Here is a 15,936-nt window from a genome sequence, read left to right as displayed (position 1 = left end):
CGCGTAAATAGAAAATTGGAGAGAAATAATGAAAGGTGATATCGGTGTAATTGGCCTAGCAGTAATGGGGCAAAACCTTATCCTAAACATGAACGACCATGGTTTCAAAGTGGTTGCTCACAACCGTACTGCTGCGAAAGTAGACGAGTTCCTAGAAGGCCCAGCGAAAGGTACTAACATCATTGGTGCTTATTCACTAGAAGAGCTAGTTGAGAAACTAGAAACACCGCGTAAAGTGATGCTCATGGTACGTGCAGGTGAAGTTGTAGATACATTTATCGAAGCGCTAGCACCACTTCTTGAGAAAGGTGACATCATCATTGATGGTGGTAACACCAACTACCCAGACACTAACCGCCGTGTTGCTGCACTACGTGAAAAAGGCATTCACTTTATCGGTACAGGTGTTTCTGGTGGTGAAGAAGGTGCTCGTTTTGGACCTTCGATCATGCCGGGTGGTTCTCCTGAAGCATGGGAAGCGGTAAAACCTATCTTCCAAAGCATCTCTGCTAAAACTGACGCGGGCGAGCCTTGTTGTGACTGGGTTGGTAACGACGGTGCTGGCCACTTCGTTAAAATGGTTCACAACGGTATCGAATACGGCGACATGCAGCTTATCACTGAAGCGTACCAGTTCATGAAAGATGGCTTAGGTATGTCTGCTGACGAGATGCAAGCGGTATTCGCTGAGTGGAACAAAACCGAATTGGATAGCTACCTAGTAGAAATCACGGCTGATATCCTAGGCTACAAAGACGAAGACGGTGAGCCTCTAGTAGAGAAGATCCTAGACACTGCTGGTCAAAAAGGTACCGGTAAATGGACGGGTATCAACGCACTAGACCTAGGCATTCCACTGACGCTAATCTCTGAATCCGTTTTCTCTCGCTGCCTATCTGCGCTAAAAGATCAGCGTGTTGAAGCAGAATCTTTATTCGGCAAAACTATCACACCAGTAGAAGGGGATAAGCAAGAGTGGGTTGATGCACTTCGCCAAGCTTTACTTGCGTCTAAGATCATCTCTTACGCTCAAGGCTTTATGCTAATGCGTGAAGCGTCAAACGAGAACGGCTGGGAGTTAAATTACGGTAACGTAGCGCTAATGTGGCGTGGCGGTTGTATCATCCGTTCTGCTTTCCTAGGTAACATCCGTGATGCTTATGAAGCGAACCCTGACATCGCGTTCCTAGGTTCAGACGATTACTTCAAAGGCATTCTACAAAATAGCCTAAGCGCTTGGCGTAAAGTTGCAGCAAAATCATTGGAAGCGGGTATCCCAATGCCTTGTACCATCTCTGCTCTCTCTTTCCTAGACGGTTATACAACAGCTCGCCTGCCAGCTAACCTTCTGCAAGCGCAGCGTGACTACTTCGGTGCTCACACCTACGAACGCATTGACCGTCCACGTGGTGAGTTCTTCCACACTAACTGGACTGGTACAGGCGGCGATACAGCCTCTACAACTTACGATGTGTAATCTAAGTTAAATTTGCCGCAAAGCCGATTTGGTAATCAAATCGGCTTTTTTATTATCGGTTCATCCAGCGAATTCATCATTACTCACTAATTCACTACTATAATTAATGCAAAACAATCACTTATCAAAATGCCATATGCGCAAATAAAAAGGAAAGAAAATAGAATATTGCTTTATTAGGTATATTATTGGCTTTTTTTATTAATAAATCATTGCAAACTAATAACGATATTTATCGATAAACTATCGATTTAAAATATATCCGTCAAGCGTTCCCTATTCATGCCCTTGTTCCGTACGAATACTAGCTATTGCGTAGTTCAAAGATAAAAGGCACTAAACTATTGGTGGATTGTAGGATAAGAGCAAGCATCAATGGTTGGCAGCGAATCCCAGTGGATCTCGATGTAAGAGGCTGATGGATGAGTTGGTGCAAAGTCCCTGTCAAACGTACGACTAATAGTAATTTTCATCCTTATAAAGCTCACTGATGAAATCCAGCTCTTCATCTGAGAGTAATTGCCCGGACTTCTCCATTTCACTCAGGATTTTGTCAACTTCGTGCTTGATGTTTCGGAGCTGATGGTCATTGAGTCCTTCCAACTCTGATTTTATTTCACTAAACTTCATTCCGTTCATACAGTCACCAGAAAAGTGAGATTAATTGAGATAATTTATACCATATCTTTATAAAGAAATATAATTCAAAATAAAGAAATACAATTCAAAGAAATGACATAAAAAATTTCATTCGGACTTAAGGCTACCATAAAGTTCATGATTAACTTTAGTTAATTTATATTAACACAGCAATAATTAACCTTAATAACCCAATAGGACTAATTAGAATGCTTTTATCTAAATCTTTGAAATTATTTTTATGTTAATTTAACCAACGTCTCTAATTTGATAACTGTACACGGTAAATTGCAAAGATTGGCGCAATAGCTAAGGATTGAGAAGAGGAGAATACGTCGAAAATCGGATAAGGTAAATAGAGCCATACCTCCCAGCGTTGAGAGGTACTGTAGATATAAGTCGTATCAAACCGTTTATCGACGAACCAAAGTTTGACCATCGACAAAGCCGATGCTTTTTATCTCGCGATGTTTGATGTTCCTTATGACACTCCAATCGAGGTGTGATTGAGAGAAAGAGCAATAGATATGCCGACCTCCGGATAACTCCGTTTTTAAGAAATCTTCCAACGACTGAACATTAGACGCAATAAACAGATCTCTTTCATCAATTAGCGGTGTTTTTTCAAAGGCGATGGGTGAGTAGTATGTGAGCATATATGTTTTATCCTCTAGGCCAGTACAGTGCTGGCTTTGTGTAAGGCAAAGTGAATAACCTCCTTTTATTTATCTCCTACAAGTATTGTATTACACATGGTTCATGAACTTGGGAAAGACATCCTTTCCAAAATGGAAACGGCAAGAGCGCCATTAGGCGCTCTTCTGTTTATCGTTTCCTTTGAACTTATCGGTGACATAGAGAGCAAAACTGGCAATCAGTGCGATCACCGACACGGTAAAAAGAGCTGGCATGCTCAGGATCCATGCAAACGTCGCGGCAAGAAATGCGATGAAGGTAATCATGCGACTGCTTGACATTACTCTGCCTAGTTTTCTGTTCATAACGCCTCCTAAGTATCAACAAAGGGACATGGCTAAAACATTAATCGGCCATGTTTTGACCAATTCATTATGCCGTAATGTAAGCTAAATAAACCTAAATCAAACTCAAAATAACTCGGTATGTGACACTCCGCAATGAGCTAGTCGACGCGTTACCAATAGACATCAACAAAGAAATAGACGGTCATCACTATGCTCGACAAGGCGACAAACCCTTTCACGTAAACCTGCTCCACTTTTCGCGATACACGAGCGGCAACATAGCCCCCCGAAAGCGTTCCTAACATCACAGCAAAGCCTCTAGGCCAATCAATCGCGCCATCTAGAACGAACACGACAATGGCAATAATTGAAACACATGAAGAGATAAGCAACTTCAGGCCGTTCATCTGGTTGATATCGTTATGTCCGGCCAAGACTAAGTAGCTGAGGACGATAACGCCCAGCCCAGCATTGAAGAATCCCCCATATGCGGAAACCAGAATCAATAACAACGTAATGGAGATGACCGCCCATATCGGACTCAGCGACGCCGTTCTCGCCGCTTGACTGACCCAATGACTGATTTTATTGCCAAAAACAAATAGCAAGGTAGCAAACAATAGCAGCCATGGTATGGCGACCAAAAACTGCTGCTCAGACACACTCAGAAGCAAGTAAGCTCCAATGGCGCCGCCAAGGAGACTGAAGAAGATCATTGATTTCAATGCACTAGCCGACTGAGCGATGTCCTGACGAAATCCGTAGGCACCGCTGATATAACCGGCGCATGCCGCGAAGGTATTGGTCGCATTAGCAATCACAGGAGGTACACCAACAAACATGAGTGCAGGAAACGTGATAAAGCTTCCACCGCCCGCAATGCTGTTAAGTATACCGCCCAGAACACCAGCGCCAAATAGTAGAATCCATTCCATTTTGGTTACGAGTTTTTACTAGGGGTTAACTACTCTAACCTGCTCTTTCCATTGAACAAATAGAGATGAGTAAATTTTGTGCTCAAGCTACTGAATATCTAACGCGATTGCTTTCCAGTCCCGTAACTCATCTCGGTAGTATTGAGTCTGCTTTGTGGTCATGGTGTTGATGACTTTGACCAAGTACTGATTCGCGATCTGTTTATTGTGGTCGATTTTCTGTTCCAACTCTGGCGCATAGAAGCTATCAGGATTGAACATTAGCTTGTTAAACTCTGGTTGAAACTTGTTGATATCAAGTCGATGGGTCAGTAATGCGTTCATCTCTATGCGCATCTTGGTCTGATGATCAATCCAGTCATGTGATGTGACGTAAAGCGCTGCCACCCATTCATCGAGCAAGCTTTGCTGTTGGTCGGTGAGATCACCTATCCATGTTTCGAGATTCTCTTCTATTCGCTCTCGGTAACGTTGTTTTACTTCTGGTTCACTCAGTGGCTGGTATTTTTTTTTGTATTTGGTATGACGAACACGAATACTGTCCATAAGCTGTCCGACTTGACTGTCAGACAACTCACGCGCAACAGAATACAGTTCGGGTGCAACTCTCGTCACAAGACGCTGAGAATGGTTGTGAAACTTTATCTCTTGCTGTTCGAGTTGTTGCAGTGTAAATGTGCTCGGTTCTATCTCGATAAGCTCATCAAGATGCTCGATATAATTAGGGATTTCTTCACGTCGGTGCCATTCACTAAGAACCGCCACCTTCTGACTCACTAACTCTTCCTGTTCATCGTTTAACTCAACATAGTCATCTAAATACTCCAGCAACAACCAATCCATGTTGTTGTAGACAAACTTAGAGCTACAACCGATTAGGGACAAACAAATTACCAATAGTAATGCGAGTTTTTTCATTGCTTCTTCCTACGCAACGCACTGCTAGAGCCATTATTATTACCATAGACACAATCTTCCTCTGTGTCTGCGGTAATCTATCTAGCAACTTCGAGACCAACTTGGATCATTTCTACTGTCATTATAATAAAAACAATCTGTTGTGATTACCAATTGCCTCATGCACCGATTTGTTTTTGTCCAGAGTCGCGATAAGACGGCAACCACTATCCCATCACTTTAACGTGACAATCGTGCCAGCAAATAGGGCATTTTTTCACACTGTTTCCTAACGGTTAGTAACGTAAAGGTAAGTTTTACGGAAACTAGGATTAATCTTACATTGCCTGACAGACTTCTTACCCTTCGAAGCGTAATCTATTTGGCGAAGGTTACCCATCAGGAGAAACAACTATGAAAAGAATGATTTTATTAGCTTCGATCGTTATGAGTGCATCAGTTTTTGCTAGCACTAATACGGTAACGTCAAATACCAGTGTGACTACTGATGCTTACGCAAGCAAGCAGCAAGCCTATGATGCGGCGTTTAACCTCGTGGATGAGATGAAATCAATGAACAGCGCTGAACTAAAAATCGCGCTGCCAATCACAGAAAGCAATGTTATTACTCCTAGCGTCAAACTCAGTGATATGACGGTTTCAGTCGACGAATTTGCTCGTAGCCCTGGCAATATTGAGTACAAAGCCGTGCTTGATATCGATTACCAATACCAGTACCGCGAAAGTAAAAAAGGTTAATCTCCCCCCTGCCTTGCCGCTCTAGGTCACTATTGCGGCTTTTTTTATTGCACTGTCTTGACTTTGTTTAACGCTCGAAAGCTATACTCGCTGCATATCAGATCTTCTGGACTGTGCAGCTCTGATTAAATCAATTTATCTGTCTCCGATCTAAGGGTATAACAATGAACAAAGTTATCTTTACGTCTGTGTTGACGCTAACCGCCCTATTTGGGTGTAGCCAAAGCAGCAAAAATGAACAACCTACCCGTCCAGTGACCGCTATGTGCCAATCGAAATCTATGCCTGGAGGTTGGTCCGTTTCTCAAATCACTCCCGAAGCGCAGCAAGCCATTGATACTGTTATGGCACAAATGAATACCACTTCCCCTTTGAAACAAGTCAATGAAGTACGTACTCAGGTGGTTAATGGTGTCAATTACGCCATTGAGTTTACACTTGAGAATGGTCAAGTCTGGCACGCAGTTGTCTACAGAAACCTACGCAATGATTACATGATTGATCAGGTCGCTGAGCAAGGTGCTCTCTGTCCCTAACCAGTCATGAATCATTAGTCAATGGAAAGTAATGACTCGCCTACACTGAGTGGGCAACCCTATCTCGATTATTGCTAAATAAAATAGTCGATATGTTACCGATGCCGGATATAATAGCCAGCTCAGAAACGATCAGGTAATAACATGAAAATTTGTGGTGTAGAACTTCAAGGTAACGACGCAGTAATCTGCCTTCTTTCACATGCCGACAGCGTAGTCCACTTGCCAGACTGCCGCGTAGCAAAGCTAAGCATAGGCAATGCTAACGACACGCAAGAAGTGAAGAAATTCCAGTTCTCATTTGCTAAGCTAATTCAAGACTACAAGATTGAAAAAGTTGTCATTCGTCAACGTCAAACAAAAGGCAAATTTGCTGGTGGTGCCGTTGGTTTCAAATTAGAAGCAGCAATCCAGCTTATTGATGATGTGGAAGTGAAAGTTGTTTCTCCAACTGACATCAAAGAGAGCCTGAAGCGAAACCCACTCGGTATCCAGTTTAAGGATACGGGTCTTAAACAATACCAAGAACCGGCATTCATGACGGCATACGCTTGCGCAATGATGCGTGGTTAAGTGAATCAGATATAATTAAGCCCAAGCATTCTGCTTGGGCGTTTTCATTTTTGCTAAACCGGCATTCAACCAATCACACCGCGCTATGGCTGTTTGTCGAAACACTTAACGCCTTGCGGAATCTCATACCAATCCTGTTTTTCACTGACCCAGACATGCACTGTCGGCTCAAACACATGATGATCCGAATCGCTGCTTGATTTCAATTTAAGCTTTATTGTTGATGGATCATCTGGGTTGAAGTGATAGACCCGGTTCCCACATTGAGCACAAAACTTCGCATAATTTTTGTTGCCGCTCTCTGCCATTCGCTGCCACTCCTTTAGCTCGCCTTTAAATTCAATATCTTGGGTCGCAACAATGGCAGTCACACTAAAAGGAGCCGTCGCAAGTTTTTGGCATTCTCGACAATGGCATGCTAATACCATCTTAGGTGGCTGGTGCAATTGGTAACTCACCTGACCGCACTGACACGTACCTTCCACTAGATAACTCATTCCTTATTCCTCCCTGACTTCACGACGTTTACAAACAAGGCACTTTGCCTTTGATTGTACAATTATCAGCCACAGTAACGAGTTTATCGCTCAAATACCAGTATGTGTGACGCGTAAACCTGAGAATAATTAACAGTGTAAATCTGAGCTTAACCAAGAGAACAGTGGCAAAGATGAGATTGCCTAAATTGCGTATAAAACAGAAAAGGGACGCAAGCGTCCCTTTTCTGTTTTTATGCCGTTTTATCACTTATTAACGCTCAGTACGCATACCCATGAGTAGGCTTACACACATCAACAGAAGAACTATCGTAAACGGTAGCGCCGTAGAGATCGCCCCTGCCTGTAATGCCTGAACCGCTTCAGAGCCACCAATCCATAATAGTGCGACAGCAATCGCGCCTTCCATAAAGGCCCAAAAGACGCGCTGAATGACAGGCGCATCAACCTTACCACCAGCCGTGATGCTATCAATCACTAACGAGCCAGAATCTGAAGAGGTAATAAAGAACACCAAAACCAGAATGATGGCAATCACAGATAGAATTGAACCGTACGGCAACACATCAAACATTTGGAACATGGCCAGAGACACGTCCGTCAGACCCTCGCTACCAAGCTCACCCACATTGTTGATGACCTGATCTATTGCCATGCCGCCAAAGGTCGACATCCACAGTAACGTCACCGCTGTCGGGACAAGCAAGACTGCTGTGATGAACTCACGAACTGTACGTCCTTTAGAAACACGCGCAATAAACATACCTACAAATGGCGACCATGAGATCCACCAAGCCCAGTAGAATACTGTCCACCCCTGAAACCAAGCTTCGTCTTCTCGTCCATGTGGATTACTTAATGGAATGATATTCTCCACGTACGACATAAATGTCGTGCCAATATTCCCTGCAACAATCGCATAGCCGATAAGGGCCACTAAAATGAGTAATAGGAAGGCAACAAGCATGTTGATATTACTGATGACCTTCACTCCACCGTCGATACCACGTACAACAGAGACGACAGCCAACAAGGTTACAACCGTGATCACAACTACCTGCAAGCCTAAACCTGACTCAATGCCAAACACGTGGTGAATACCACTTGCTGCTTGCTGTGCTCCCAGCCCCAAAGATGTCGCTAGACCAAACAAGGTTGCGAGTACCGCTAAGATATCGACAACATGACCTGCCCAACCCCACGCTCTATCGCCAAGTAACGGATAGAAAATCGAACGAATGGAAAGTGGTAGCCCTTTGTTATAAGCGAAAAAAGCCAGCGATAATGCAACAACACCGTAGATTGCCCATGGGTGAAGCCCCCAGTGGAACATAGTTGCGCCCAAGGCAAGCTTAGCGGCTTCAGGCGAATTCGCTTCAACACCCAATGGCGTTTCATACCAACCTGTAAAATAAGCGACTGGTTCCGCAACGCTCCAAAACATGAGACCGATACCCATACCGGCGGCAAATAACATCGATAGCCAAGACAGGTATGAGTAGTCTGCTGTAGCCTCGTTGCCACCTAAGCGAATTTTACCTAGCGGCGATACGATCAAAGCTAAACAAAAAATCACGAAAATGTTCCCAGACCAGATAAACAGCCAATCAAAGTTGCCAATGATCTGCCACTTGATGCCATCCAGTGTCGCCTTGGCTGATTCCGCATCCATGACCAACACGGCAATCAAAAACAGGGCAATTAGACTCGCACTCCATCCAAAGACTGGATTGTGAACGTCAAATCCCCATTTCTGCACGTTATCCTGACCGATTGTATAGTCGGTACTGTCAATACTGTACTTATCTATGCCTTTAGTCATTCTTCCTCTCTGCATCTATTCTTTAATGAGTAACCGTTGCCCAATCAACAAAATAGTTAGAGGTAAAAACAATTTCATCATTCTGCAACTGGATACAATTCTCATTATTGTACATTTTTCGTCGTTTCAATCCAGTAATATGCTAATAAATGAGCAATATTTTATCAAAACGGCATTTGAGTGGTCATTATTTGCTCGCAAAGATGAAATACCTGCAAGAAAAACATTTTGTACACTAAACAATTTAAATGAAATGGTTTACTGATAATGGAATAGTGGTCATGCTGATTTGTGAGACTGGAGGCTTTATCTAGAGTGACATTTGATGTATTTTCCCTTCTTTTATCGAACCAGGGAGGAAGCGCATTGGAGAAGCACGAAGAAGTCCTAATTTCCATTCGCCAGATCATTCGAGCGATAGATTTACACTCTAAAAAACTGAGCAAAGAGTCAGGTTTAACCGGACCGCAATTAATACTCATGCGTTCGATTCAAGAGTTAGGCGATGTCACTATTCGTCAGTTGTCTGACCATACCAACATGAGCCAAGCAACGGCCACCACCATTCTTGACCGGCTGGAGCGCAATGGGCTGGTGCAGCGTGTGCGTAATAGTAAAGATAAACGGAAAGTCCATGCCCATCTGACTGACCAAGGCAAGAACGTACTGGATAATGCGCCGACTCCGCTGCAGCAAAGTTTCATCACTAAATTTCAGAAACTAGAAGAGTGGGAGCAATCACTGTTGCTTTCCTCTGTACAGCGAATTTCATCGATGATGAACGCAGAGGATATTGATGTAGCTCCCGTTCTAGAACTCGGTAGCATCACCAAACCAGATTAACCAACCAAGATATTTGCTTTCATTTATCTTTATGATTACGTTTAAAGTTAAACAATAAACATCTAAAGCGGTCATAAAGGTGTAATGGTTATGGGCAAGACATTACCAAATTTGAACGACGAGGCGATTCTCGATCTCACTAAGCAAAAGCAAGTGCTGAAGATTATCGCCGTCATCACGCTCGTAACTTTTGTACCACTAGGTATCAAAAACATCATCGCTGGTGAAGTTATGCTCGGTGTTGTTTTGCTCGCGTTTGAAGTCTCTCTCCTGCTTGAAATCACCGCCATTGTTTATAATCGTTCGACTCTGTTCGGTCACTACCTGCCGTTATTTCTGCTGATTTTCTCCGCTGTATTATCGGTACGTGTTTTTGGCACTCTGGCAACGTACTGGATCTACCCAATCCTAACCAGCCTTATCTTCCTGCTCCCAGAAAGAGAAGCGGTTGTTGCCAACTTCATTATGATTACAGGCTCGGGCTTTGCCGCTTTGATGCATCAGGACGCGGCTGTGACACTGCGATACGTTATTTCGTTAACCGTAACGGCGATTATCATTCATGTTGTGGTGCAAGCGATACGATCTCTACAACTCGAACTGCGCACTCTTATCGTGCGAGATTCGCTTACCGGCGTCTACAATCGCCATGAACTCAACGCCTCACTTGAGAATGCGATAGAGCAATATCCGTGCTCATCGATTTCCCTAATTGATGTCGATAAGTTTAAGTACTTTAACGATCAATTTGGTCATGATGTGGGCGATCGCATCTTGGTTTCAATCGTTGCCAGCATCCAACAAGAAGTATCTCCGACAGATAAGTTGTTCCGCCTTGGCGGCGATGAGTTCCTCATTCTGCATTACGGTAAAGATCAAATACTGGTCGAGGAAACTAGTCAGCGTATCCTCAACAAAGTCCGTCAGCTCCCTAGCCCCAGTGATAAGGCGATCACTATCAGTGTTGGTATCGCAGAATGTAGACCATTTGAAGAAAACAAAGAGTGGATAAAACGCGCTGATTTAGCTCTATATCAATCAAAGCGTCATGGGCGCAATCGTATGACAAGTTATCACGATGCTATGGCCGATGAAGTAGAGCGTGCCGACGGAAAACGTCAACGAGGTCAAGCGAGTTAACGCTGTCACTTAAAAATAGGCAGTTCGCTCCCGCCTTTGACCTGCCTGATGGCTAAGTGGGTATGAATATCTTTAACGTTCTCCAAGCGTTGAAGTTTACGAGTAAAGGACTCATAGCCCGCTAGATCATGACTGACAACTTCTAACAGATAGTCATACGCTCCCGACACGACATGGCAACTGATGACCTCATCCATTTCTTGAATTGCATGTTCAAAGTCGTCGATGCTAGCGGCTTGGTGGTTGTTAAGGCTCACTTCAACAAATACGGTCATACCGACGCCAATCAAATCCTTGTTGAGTGTGGCGCGATAATTGGCAATGATACCCTGCTCCTCCAATCTTTTGATTCGGCGAGCACATGGTGAAGCAGACAGCCCCACCTTATCTGCAATTTCCGCTGTCGCCTGACGAGCGTCTTGCTGTAAGAGTCGCAAAATGTGTTTATCAATTCTGTCCATCGTCATTCACGCATATTTCCATCAAATATTGGCACAATTTTAACTGAATCAGTCAAAATTCTTTAAATCATCAGTCAATATTGCCAGATTTCACCTCGATATACATTCCATAATGTTAACAACTACTTTCAAGGTCACATATGGATATGGTTTCTGGATATCTGGCAATGGTTGCCACACTTTTACTCTGGTCAGGATTTTTTCTTTCATTACGCAGTGGGGCTCATTCTGAGCTACTGACAGCGGATATTGCGCTGACCCGCTTTTTGATCCCTTGTGTGGTCCTACTTCCTATTGTTTACAAAGCGAGACAACAGATCATGGCGGTGCCCAAACGCTATCTGATCGGCATGTTTATTGGCAGTGGTCTCCCCTATTTACTTGTAGCGGGTACCGGAATGACATTGGCTCCAGTATCGGATGGAAGTGCCCTAGTTCCTGGCACCTTACCTTTGTTTGTATCCGCTATTGCCGTCATCCTGTTTAAGCAGCCATTAAGTCGTCATCGAATTGTTGGTTTGACCTTGGTGGTAATTGGTATTAGAACTTTTCTAACCCAGAGTCTTAGCCAAGCAGATCCTAATTTGCTTCAGGGGCATATGCTGTTTTTGATTGGTAGTGTCATGTGGGCGATGTTCACCATTTGTGCGCGCGTCTCCAATCTCAATCCGTTGGCGGCTTCAGGGCTCATTGCACTGATGTCTAACCTCGCGTTATTTCTCCTAATGGCGAGTGGTGCTATCGATAGCTACCTCTACAGCCACGCCTTTAGCGATTGGCCGTGGGAACAACTCAGCGGCCACTTTATGCTTCAAGGTGTCGGTGCGGGCATCATCGCCGCGTTTACTTATCTCCACGCGATCTCTGTCCTTGGAGCAGAGAGAACCGCAGCATTTGGCGCTGCGACCCCCGCTGTTGCGACCTTGCTCGCCATACCTATTTTTGCGGAGCAACCTACTCCGTTGGGTTGGATAGCCTTGTCTCTGATTTGTGTTGGTAGCCTGATTGCGAGCAACATTCTGATGAAGAAAGATACGTCAATGCAGTATCAGCCTCCCTCTTTTAAAAATAAGGCGTAACGAGATACACGATGTAGCACAGCTTTGATGTTAGCGGCAGAACTCGGTATAGTCCCAACTTAGATTTGTCACCAACAAGATGGAAATAACGTGAAAACTCCGTGTATCGCTGCGTGTAAGAATAACGAAGGTATATGTAGCGGCTGCTACCGTACGATAGATGAAGTAGTGAACTGGCGACATTTGAGTGATCAAGACAGGGATGAGACCATGGCTAATCTCAGTGGTGAAAACGCCAGCCATACTTGTCCTTCATGCAACCAAGCAGCCCAATGCGATATCAGTCAGGGTAAAGCGACTTGCTGGTGTTTTGCTATCGAAAAACGCGATACCTCTAAACTGGATAATAATGACCTCTGCCTATGTCGCAAATGCCTATCTAGTCTGCCCATCGCATAATTACTCATCCACCAGCATATAATAATTTTGAATTAGATTTTCTAATCCAAATCTTAAATTTTTATCTTGCGTCAGTTCACACTTTTTAATTGATAGAAACTGAAAGCCCCCTTAATATCTCGCGCCTGATAGTCCCCTTTGTTTGTTTTAGTTATTAGCTTTGCTACTGCAAGGCTAATGTTTTTCGCGTTGATTTTAGGTGTTGTAGAAATGTCCGCCTCTGCTCAAGTAATTAAGTTAACCTTTCTAATTGCTATTCTGACTGCTGTGGGTCAAATGACTCAAACCATGTACGTGCCATCTATTGGCCATATGGCAAATGAGTTTTTAGTTAGTCCATCTGCACTTCAAGCAGTAATGGCCTGCTATCTGATCCCTTACGGTTTCTCGCAGTTCGTATATGGACCGCTATCAGACCGTCTGGGGCGCAAACCAATCATCGTTGCAGGACTGCTGATCTATATCGCAGGTACACTTGTGGCGCTCTTTGCCCACGACTACGATTGGTTCCTAGCCGGTAGCTTTATCCAAGGCCTAGGCATCGGTTGTGGTGGTGCTATGTCTCGCACGCTAACTCGCGATCTGTTTGATGGCAGCGAGCTGCACAAGGTAAATAGCTTGATTAGCATGTGCGTGATTTTTTCACCTCTTATTGCTCCGGTTTTGGGTGGCTATCTCACCGAATCATTCGGCTGGCGTTCAAGCTACATGTTCTTAGCGCTATTTGGTATTGCTGTTGTGATTACAATGCTGACAAGCTTTATCGAGACTCTGCCTCGTGAAAAACGTCGTTATGAGAAAGTCACCAGTAGCTATCGTTATGTATTGTCAGATCGCCGTTTTCAAGGTTATCTGCTCTGCTTAGTCGCAACATTTTCAGGTATTGCTATCTTTGAAGCTGCCGCGGGTGTCTTGCTGGGTGGCGTATTGAAATTGCCAGCAACGACTGTCAGCCTACTGTTTGTCCTACCGATTCCGGGTTACTTGGTTGGTGCTGCGTTATCTAGCTTTATCGCGACGAGAAAAAATGAAAAACACGCTTTGAGTGTCGGACTGGTCGCTATTATGGCTGGCTCACTCGTGGTTCTGTTACCTGGATTACTAGGTCAAACAAGTGCCTTAACGCTCATTGGCGGTGCGACCATCTACTTTTTAGGCGCTGGCATATTATTCCCAGCAGCAACGACAGGTGCGCTATCACCTTTGCCTTATCATGCTGGAACAGGTGGTGCGGTACTCGGTGGAATGCAAAACTTGGGCGCGGGATTGGCAACCCTTGGTGCATCTATGATTCCTGCACCGGACCAGATGCCGCTCGGCGCACTGATGTTGGTCATGTCAATTGTCGCTTTGCTCGGTCTGATTCGTGTTTACCGTAAGCACGATCCCTCTAACGAAATGCCACTGGCGATCTAAAGTAATAAGGAGCGCATCGCGCTCCTTTTTTATCTACCATTTTTTCATCAAGCGACCGACGAGATTCGGATGATAAGCCCACGTGTGGTCAAACATCGACATCAACTGAGGGTTGCCATACTTTGATAAGCTGATCGCATGGAATCGATTTTTACGCGCTTTAAGCTTCTCGACTTGTTGCACCATCTCATCTGACTGCTTAGGTGCGATAAAGTCAGAAATAACCACCATGTCAGCATTGCGATATTTGTCGCCGCACATCAAATCAATCGACTTCATCAGCACAGGTTCCAAGTCCGTACCACCGTGAAAGCTGTAAGTAAGAAAATCACTCGCTTCGCGCAGACCATCTTGCTTCGTCAACTCATAGGTTATCTGCTCAGTAGAAAACAGAATCACGTAACATTCGCGGTCTTCAGCCAATGCAATTTGCATCAAGGCATAGGCCATCGCCTTTGCACACTGCTCTGGAAAGCCACTCATTGAACCAGACGCATCAACACAAACGATGAATGGCCCTTTTTCAACATCAACTTGCTTGTGGTCTGGTTGTTGTGCTCGGATCTTGCGCAGGGTTCTTGATTTGCCCTGCATGCGGTAGTTCATCAATCGCTTATCGACTAAATGTTTGTAGAACACCACTTCCAACTCTGGATAGGCAAGAAACATGGTTTCATTAGGCAGTAGCTTGTTGAGATCGTCACTCTGGTGAATGCCGACAATATCATCTGTTGCTTCGTCGGATTTCTCTTCGACCATTTGCAACTCTTCTGCTGGTGCGCGCTGTAGCTCTGGATCATCAACTTGCCCAGCCATTCGACCAAGCTGCTCAGCAATTTCTTGCAAGCCTTTGTTCTTTTTCAGAAATTCCGCATGACGCTTCATCACTGTCAAGTCAGATTTACTTAGCTTCGCGGACGCCATATCCCACAATCGACCCACACTGCCTTCGTCCCCCTCTTCCGTCACTTTATCCATGTTTTTCATGGTTTCCATGCGCTGATATAGGTCTTTGAGGACTTTCTCTTTACTGACTTCAAGCTCATTTAACTGAGCCTGGCGCAAAGCATCGGAAAGGCTTTGGTACCATTGATCACAAAAGTAATGGGGAAACATAGGGTTGTTGAGACCCTTATTTTTTTCCATTAAACGGCGGGCTTTTAGATAGAACGCGGAATGCCATTCTAGCTTTGTGATCACTTGAGGAATCTCTTCAAAGAACTGTGTTTCATCCCAATGAATCACTTCCTGATACAGCGCCAGTTCTTGCTGAAAACGTTCTGTTTCACACACTTTAGTGATGCGTTTCTTCACGCTACCACGCCATTTAAGCAGGTGATTTTTAACCGAGCTTTTCACACCGCGATTCTCTGCCATCACCATCACTTGTGAACGAGCAATGAGATCGTTAACCGCAGAATCGATAATTCCCGAGTCGGCGATGGCCAGAGCTAAGTTTAATCCGTCGGCACCTAACATA

At 44.4% G+C, this 15,936-nt stretch carries 18 protein-coding genes; 9 read left to right on the top strand and 9 right to left on the bottom strand.

All coding sequences use genetic code 11. From position 1 onward, the window contains the following. Positions 1-28: 28 nt before the first annotated feature. Positions 29-1,477 carry a decarboxylating NADP(+)-dependent phosphogluconate dehydrogenase gene (gene gnd, locus ACQEXT_RS00785; protein WP_138972627.1) on the top strand — a complete coding sequence of 483 codons (1,449 nt, stop codon included), beginning with the start codon at positions 29-31 and terminating at the stop codon, positions 1,475-1,477. Positions 1,478-1,933: 456 nt separating this feature from the next. On the opposite strand, the gene ACQEXT_RS00780 is transcribed toward gnd, so the two are convergent. The 5 genes from ACQEXT_RS00780 to ACQEXT_RS00760 form a co-directional block, all read right to left on the bottom strand. Then, positions 1,934-2,116, bottom strand: a complete 183-nt coding sequence (locus ACQEXT_RS00780) for a hypothetical protein (RefSeq protein ID WP_426950171.1) — start codon at positions 2,114-2,116, stop codon at positions 1,934-1,936. A 413-nt stretch (positions 2,117-2,529) separates the two neighbouring features. Continuing rightward, entirely contained in the window at positions 2,530-2,772 is a 243-nt protein-coding gene (locus tag ACQEXT_RS00775; protein WP_426950170.1) for a hypothetical protein, read from the bottom strand. Between the two features lie 153 nt (positions 2,773-2,925). Continuing rightward, a complete protein-coding gene (locus tag ACQEXT_RS00770) occupies positions 2,926-3,117 on the bottom strand; it encodes a hypothetical protein (protein WP_138972630.1) in 192 nt (63 codons plus the stop codon). Between the two features lie 152 nt (positions 3,118-3,269). Further along, a complete protein-coding gene (locus ACQEXT_RS00765; RefSeq protein WP_426950168.1) occupies positions 3,270-4,034 on the bottom strand; it encodes a sulfite exporter TauE/SafE family protein in 765 nt (254 codons plus the stop codon). Between the two features lie 87 nt (positions 4,035-4,121). After that, on the bottom strand, positions 4,122-4,952 hold the full coding sequence (locus ACQEXT_RS00760; protein ID WP_426950167.1) for a DUF6279 family lipoprotein: 831 nt from the start codon (positions 4,950-4,952) through the stop codon (positions 4,122-4,124). Positions 4,953-5,345: 393 nt separating this feature from the next. Between ACQEXT_RS00760 and ACQEXT_RS00755 the strand changes: the two genes are divergently transcribed. The 3 genes from ACQEXT_RS00755 (at position 5,346) to ACQEXT_RS00745 (ending at position 6,799) form a co-directional block, all read left to right on the top strand. After that, complete coding sequence (locus ACQEXT_RS00755; RefSeq protein ID WP_426950166.1) at positions 5,346-5,690, top strand: DUF3316 domain-containing protein; 345 nt, start codon at positions 5,346-5,348, stop codon at positions 5,688-5,690. Between the two features lie 164 nt (positions 5,691-5,854). Continuing rightward, entirely contained in the window at positions 5,855-6,226 is a 372-nt protein-coding gene (locus ACQEXT_RS00750) for a cystatin domain-containing protein (RefSeq protein ID WP_426950165.1), read from the top strand. Between the two features lie 144 nt (positions 6,227-6,370). Further along, positions 6,371-6,799 (top strand): DUF3010 family protein, encoded by a 429-nt coding sequence (locus ACQEXT_RS00745; protein ID WP_138972633.1) that lies wholly within the window; start codon positions 6,371-6,373, stop codon positions 6,797-6,799. 83 nt (positions 6,800-6,882) lie between these two features. Here ACQEXT_RS00745 and ACQEXT_RS00740 read toward each other — a convergent pair whose 3' ends face one another. Together ACQEXT_RS00740 and ACQEXT_RS00735 are read right to left on the bottom strand one after the other, a co-directional pair. After that, the gene (locus ACQEXT_RS00740; RefSeq protein ID WP_426950163.1) at positions 6,883-7,296 is read right to left on the bottom strand and encodes a GFA family protein; all 414 of its coding nucleotides are present in this window, start codon (positions 7,294-7,296) and stop codon (positions 6,883-6,885) included. A 253-nt stretch (positions 7,297-7,549) separates the two neighbouring features. Next, on the bottom strand, positions 7,550-9,118 hold the full coding sequence (locus ACQEXT_RS00735; protein ID WP_426950162.1) for a BCCT family transporter: 1,569 nt from the start codon (positions 9,116-9,118) through the stop codon (positions 7,550-7,552). A gap of 366 nt (positions 9,119-9,484) precedes the next feature. Here ACQEXT_RS00735 and ACQEXT_RS00730 point away from each other — a divergent pair, with 366 nt between their 5' ends. Beyond that, positions 9,485-9,961 carry a MarR family winged helix-turn-helix transcriptional regulator gene (locus ACQEXT_RS00730; protein WP_138972636.1) on the top strand — a complete coding sequence of 159 codons (477 nt, stop codon included), beginning with the start codon at positions 9,485-9,487 and terminating at the stop codon, positions 9,959-9,961. A 90-nt stretch (positions 9,962-10,051) separates the two neighbouring features. Then, entirely contained in the window at positions 10,052-11,101 is a 1,050-nt protein-coding gene (locus tag ACQEXT_RS00725) for a GGDEF domain-containing protein (protein WP_426950160.1), read from the top strand. A 5-nt stretch (positions 11,102-11,106) separates the two neighbouring features. Here ACQEXT_RS00725 and ACQEXT_RS00720 read toward each other — a convergent pair whose 3' ends face one another. Then, on the bottom strand, positions 11,107-11,562 hold the full coding sequence (locus ACQEXT_RS00720) for an Lrp/AsnC family transcriptional regulator (RefSeq protein ID WP_331417742.1): 456 nt from the start codon (positions 11,560-11,562) through the stop codon (positions 11,107-11,109). 146 nt (positions 11,563-11,708) lie between these two features. Between ACQEXT_RS00720 and ACQEXT_RS00715 the strand changes: the two genes are divergently transcribed. The 3 genes from ACQEXT_RS00715 (at position 11,709) to emrD (ending at position 14,456) form a co-directional block, all read left to right on the top strand. Beyond that, the gene (locus tag ACQEXT_RS00715) at positions 11,709-12,641 is read left to right on the top strand and encodes a DMT family transporter (protein WP_426950293.1); all 933 of its coding nucleotides are present in this window, start codon (positions 11,709-11,711) and stop codon (positions 12,639-12,641) included. A 90-nt stretch (positions 12,642-12,731) separates the two neighbouring features. Further along, the gene (locus ACQEXT_RS00710) at positions 12,732-13,040 is read left to right on the top strand and encodes a cysteine-rich CWC family protein (protein WP_138972637.1); all 309 of its coding nucleotides are present in this window, start codon (positions 12,732-12,734) and stop codon (positions 13,038-13,040) included. 210 nt (positions 13,041-13,250) lie between these two features. Next, the gene (gene emrD / locus ACQEXT_RS00705) at positions 13,251-14,456 is read left to right on the top strand and encodes a multidrug efflux MFS transporter EmrD (RefSeq protein ID WP_138972638.1); all 1,206 of its coding nucleotides are present in this window, start codon (positions 13,251-13,253) and stop codon (positions 14,454-14,456) included. 33 nt (positions 14,457-14,489) lie between these two features. Here the strand turns inward: emrD and viaA are convergent, their stop codons facing one another. Beyond that, positions 14,490-15,935: an ATPase RavA stimulator ViaA gene (gene viaA, locus ACQEXT_RS00700; protein ID WP_426950158.1), complete on the bottom strand. Its 1,446-nt coding sequence runs from the start codon at positions 15,933-15,935 to the stop codon at positions 14,490-14,492. Between the last annotated feature and the right edge of the window lies 1 nt (position 15,936).

Origin of the sequence: Vibrio sp. TRT 29B02 (assembly GCF_050113655.1) — a bacterium.
Taxonomy (GTDB): Bacteria; Pseudomonadota; Gammaproteobacteria; order Enterobacterales; family Vibrionaceae; genus Vibrio.
The sequence above is the reverse complement of the archived record's forward strand: the minus strand, read 5'-3'. Positions and strand labels throughout refer to the sequence as shown.

Excerpts from the sequence above, each read along its gene's own strand:
- gnd (WP_138972627.1), top strand. The coding sequence starts at position 29 with ATGAAAGGTGATATCGGTGTAATTGGCCTAGCAGTAATGGGGCAAAAC.
- ACQEXT_RS00780 (WP_426950171.1), bottom strand. The coding sequence starts at position 2,116 with ATGAACGGAATGAAGTTTAGTGAAATAAAATCAGAGTTGGAAGGACTC.
- ACQEXT_RS00775 (WP_426950170.1), bottom strand. The coding sequence starts at position 2,772 with ATGCTCACATACTACTCACCCATCGCCTTTGAAAAAACACCGCTAATT.
- ACQEXT_RS00770 (WP_138972630.1), bottom strand. The coding sequence starts at position 3,117 with ATGAACAGAAAACTAGGCAGAGTAATGTCAAGCAGTCGCATGATTACC.
- ACQEXT_RS00765 (WP_426950168.1), bottom strand. The coding sequence starts at position 4,034 with ATGGAATGGATTCTACTATTTGGCGCTGGTGTTCTGGGCGGTATACTT.
- ACQEXT_RS00760 (WP_426950167.1), bottom strand. The coding sequence starts at position 4,952 with ATGAAAAAACTCGCATTACTATTGGTAATTTGTTTGTCCCTAATCGGT.
- ACQEXT_RS00755 (WP_426950166.1), top strand. The coding sequence starts at position 5,346 with ATGAAAAGAATGATTTTATTAGCTTCGATCGTTATGAGTGCATCAGTT.
- ACQEXT_RS00750 (WP_426950165.1), top strand. The coding sequence starts at position 5,855 with ATGAACAAAGTTATCTTTACGTCTGTGTTGACGCTAACCGCCCTATTT.
- ACQEXT_RS00745 (WP_138972633.1), top strand. The coding sequence starts at position 6,371 with ATGAAAATTTGTGGTGTAGAACTTCAAGGTAACGACGCAGTAATCTGC.
- ACQEXT_RS00740 (WP_426950163.1), bottom strand. The coding sequence starts at position 7,296 with ATGAGTTATCTAGTGGAAGGTACGTGTCAGTGCGGTCAGGTGAGTTAC.
- ACQEXT_RS00735 (WP_426950162.1), bottom strand. The coding sequence starts at position 9,118 with ATGACTAAAGGCATAGATAAGTACAGTATTGACAGTACCGACTATACA.
- ACQEXT_RS00725 (WP_426950160.1), top strand. The coding sequence starts at position 10,052 with ATGGGCAAGACATTACCAAATTTGAACGACGAGGCGATTCTCGATCTC.
- ACQEXT_RS00720 (WP_331417742.1), bottom strand. The coding sequence starts at position 11,562 with ATGGACAGAATTGATAAACACATTTTGCGACTCTTACAGCAAGACGCT.
- ACQEXT_RS00715 (WP_426950293.1), top strand. The coding sequence starts at position 11,709 with ATGGTTTCTGGATATCTGGCAATGGTTGCCACACTTTTACTCTGGTCA.
- emrD (WP_138972638.1), top strand. The coding sequence starts at position 13,251 with ATGTCCGCCTCTGCTCAAGTAATTAAGTTAACCTTTCTAATTGCTATT.
- viaA (WP_426950158.1), bottom strand. The coding sequence starts at position 15,935 with ATGTTAGGTGCCGACGGATTAAACTTAGCTCTGGCCATCGCCGACTCG.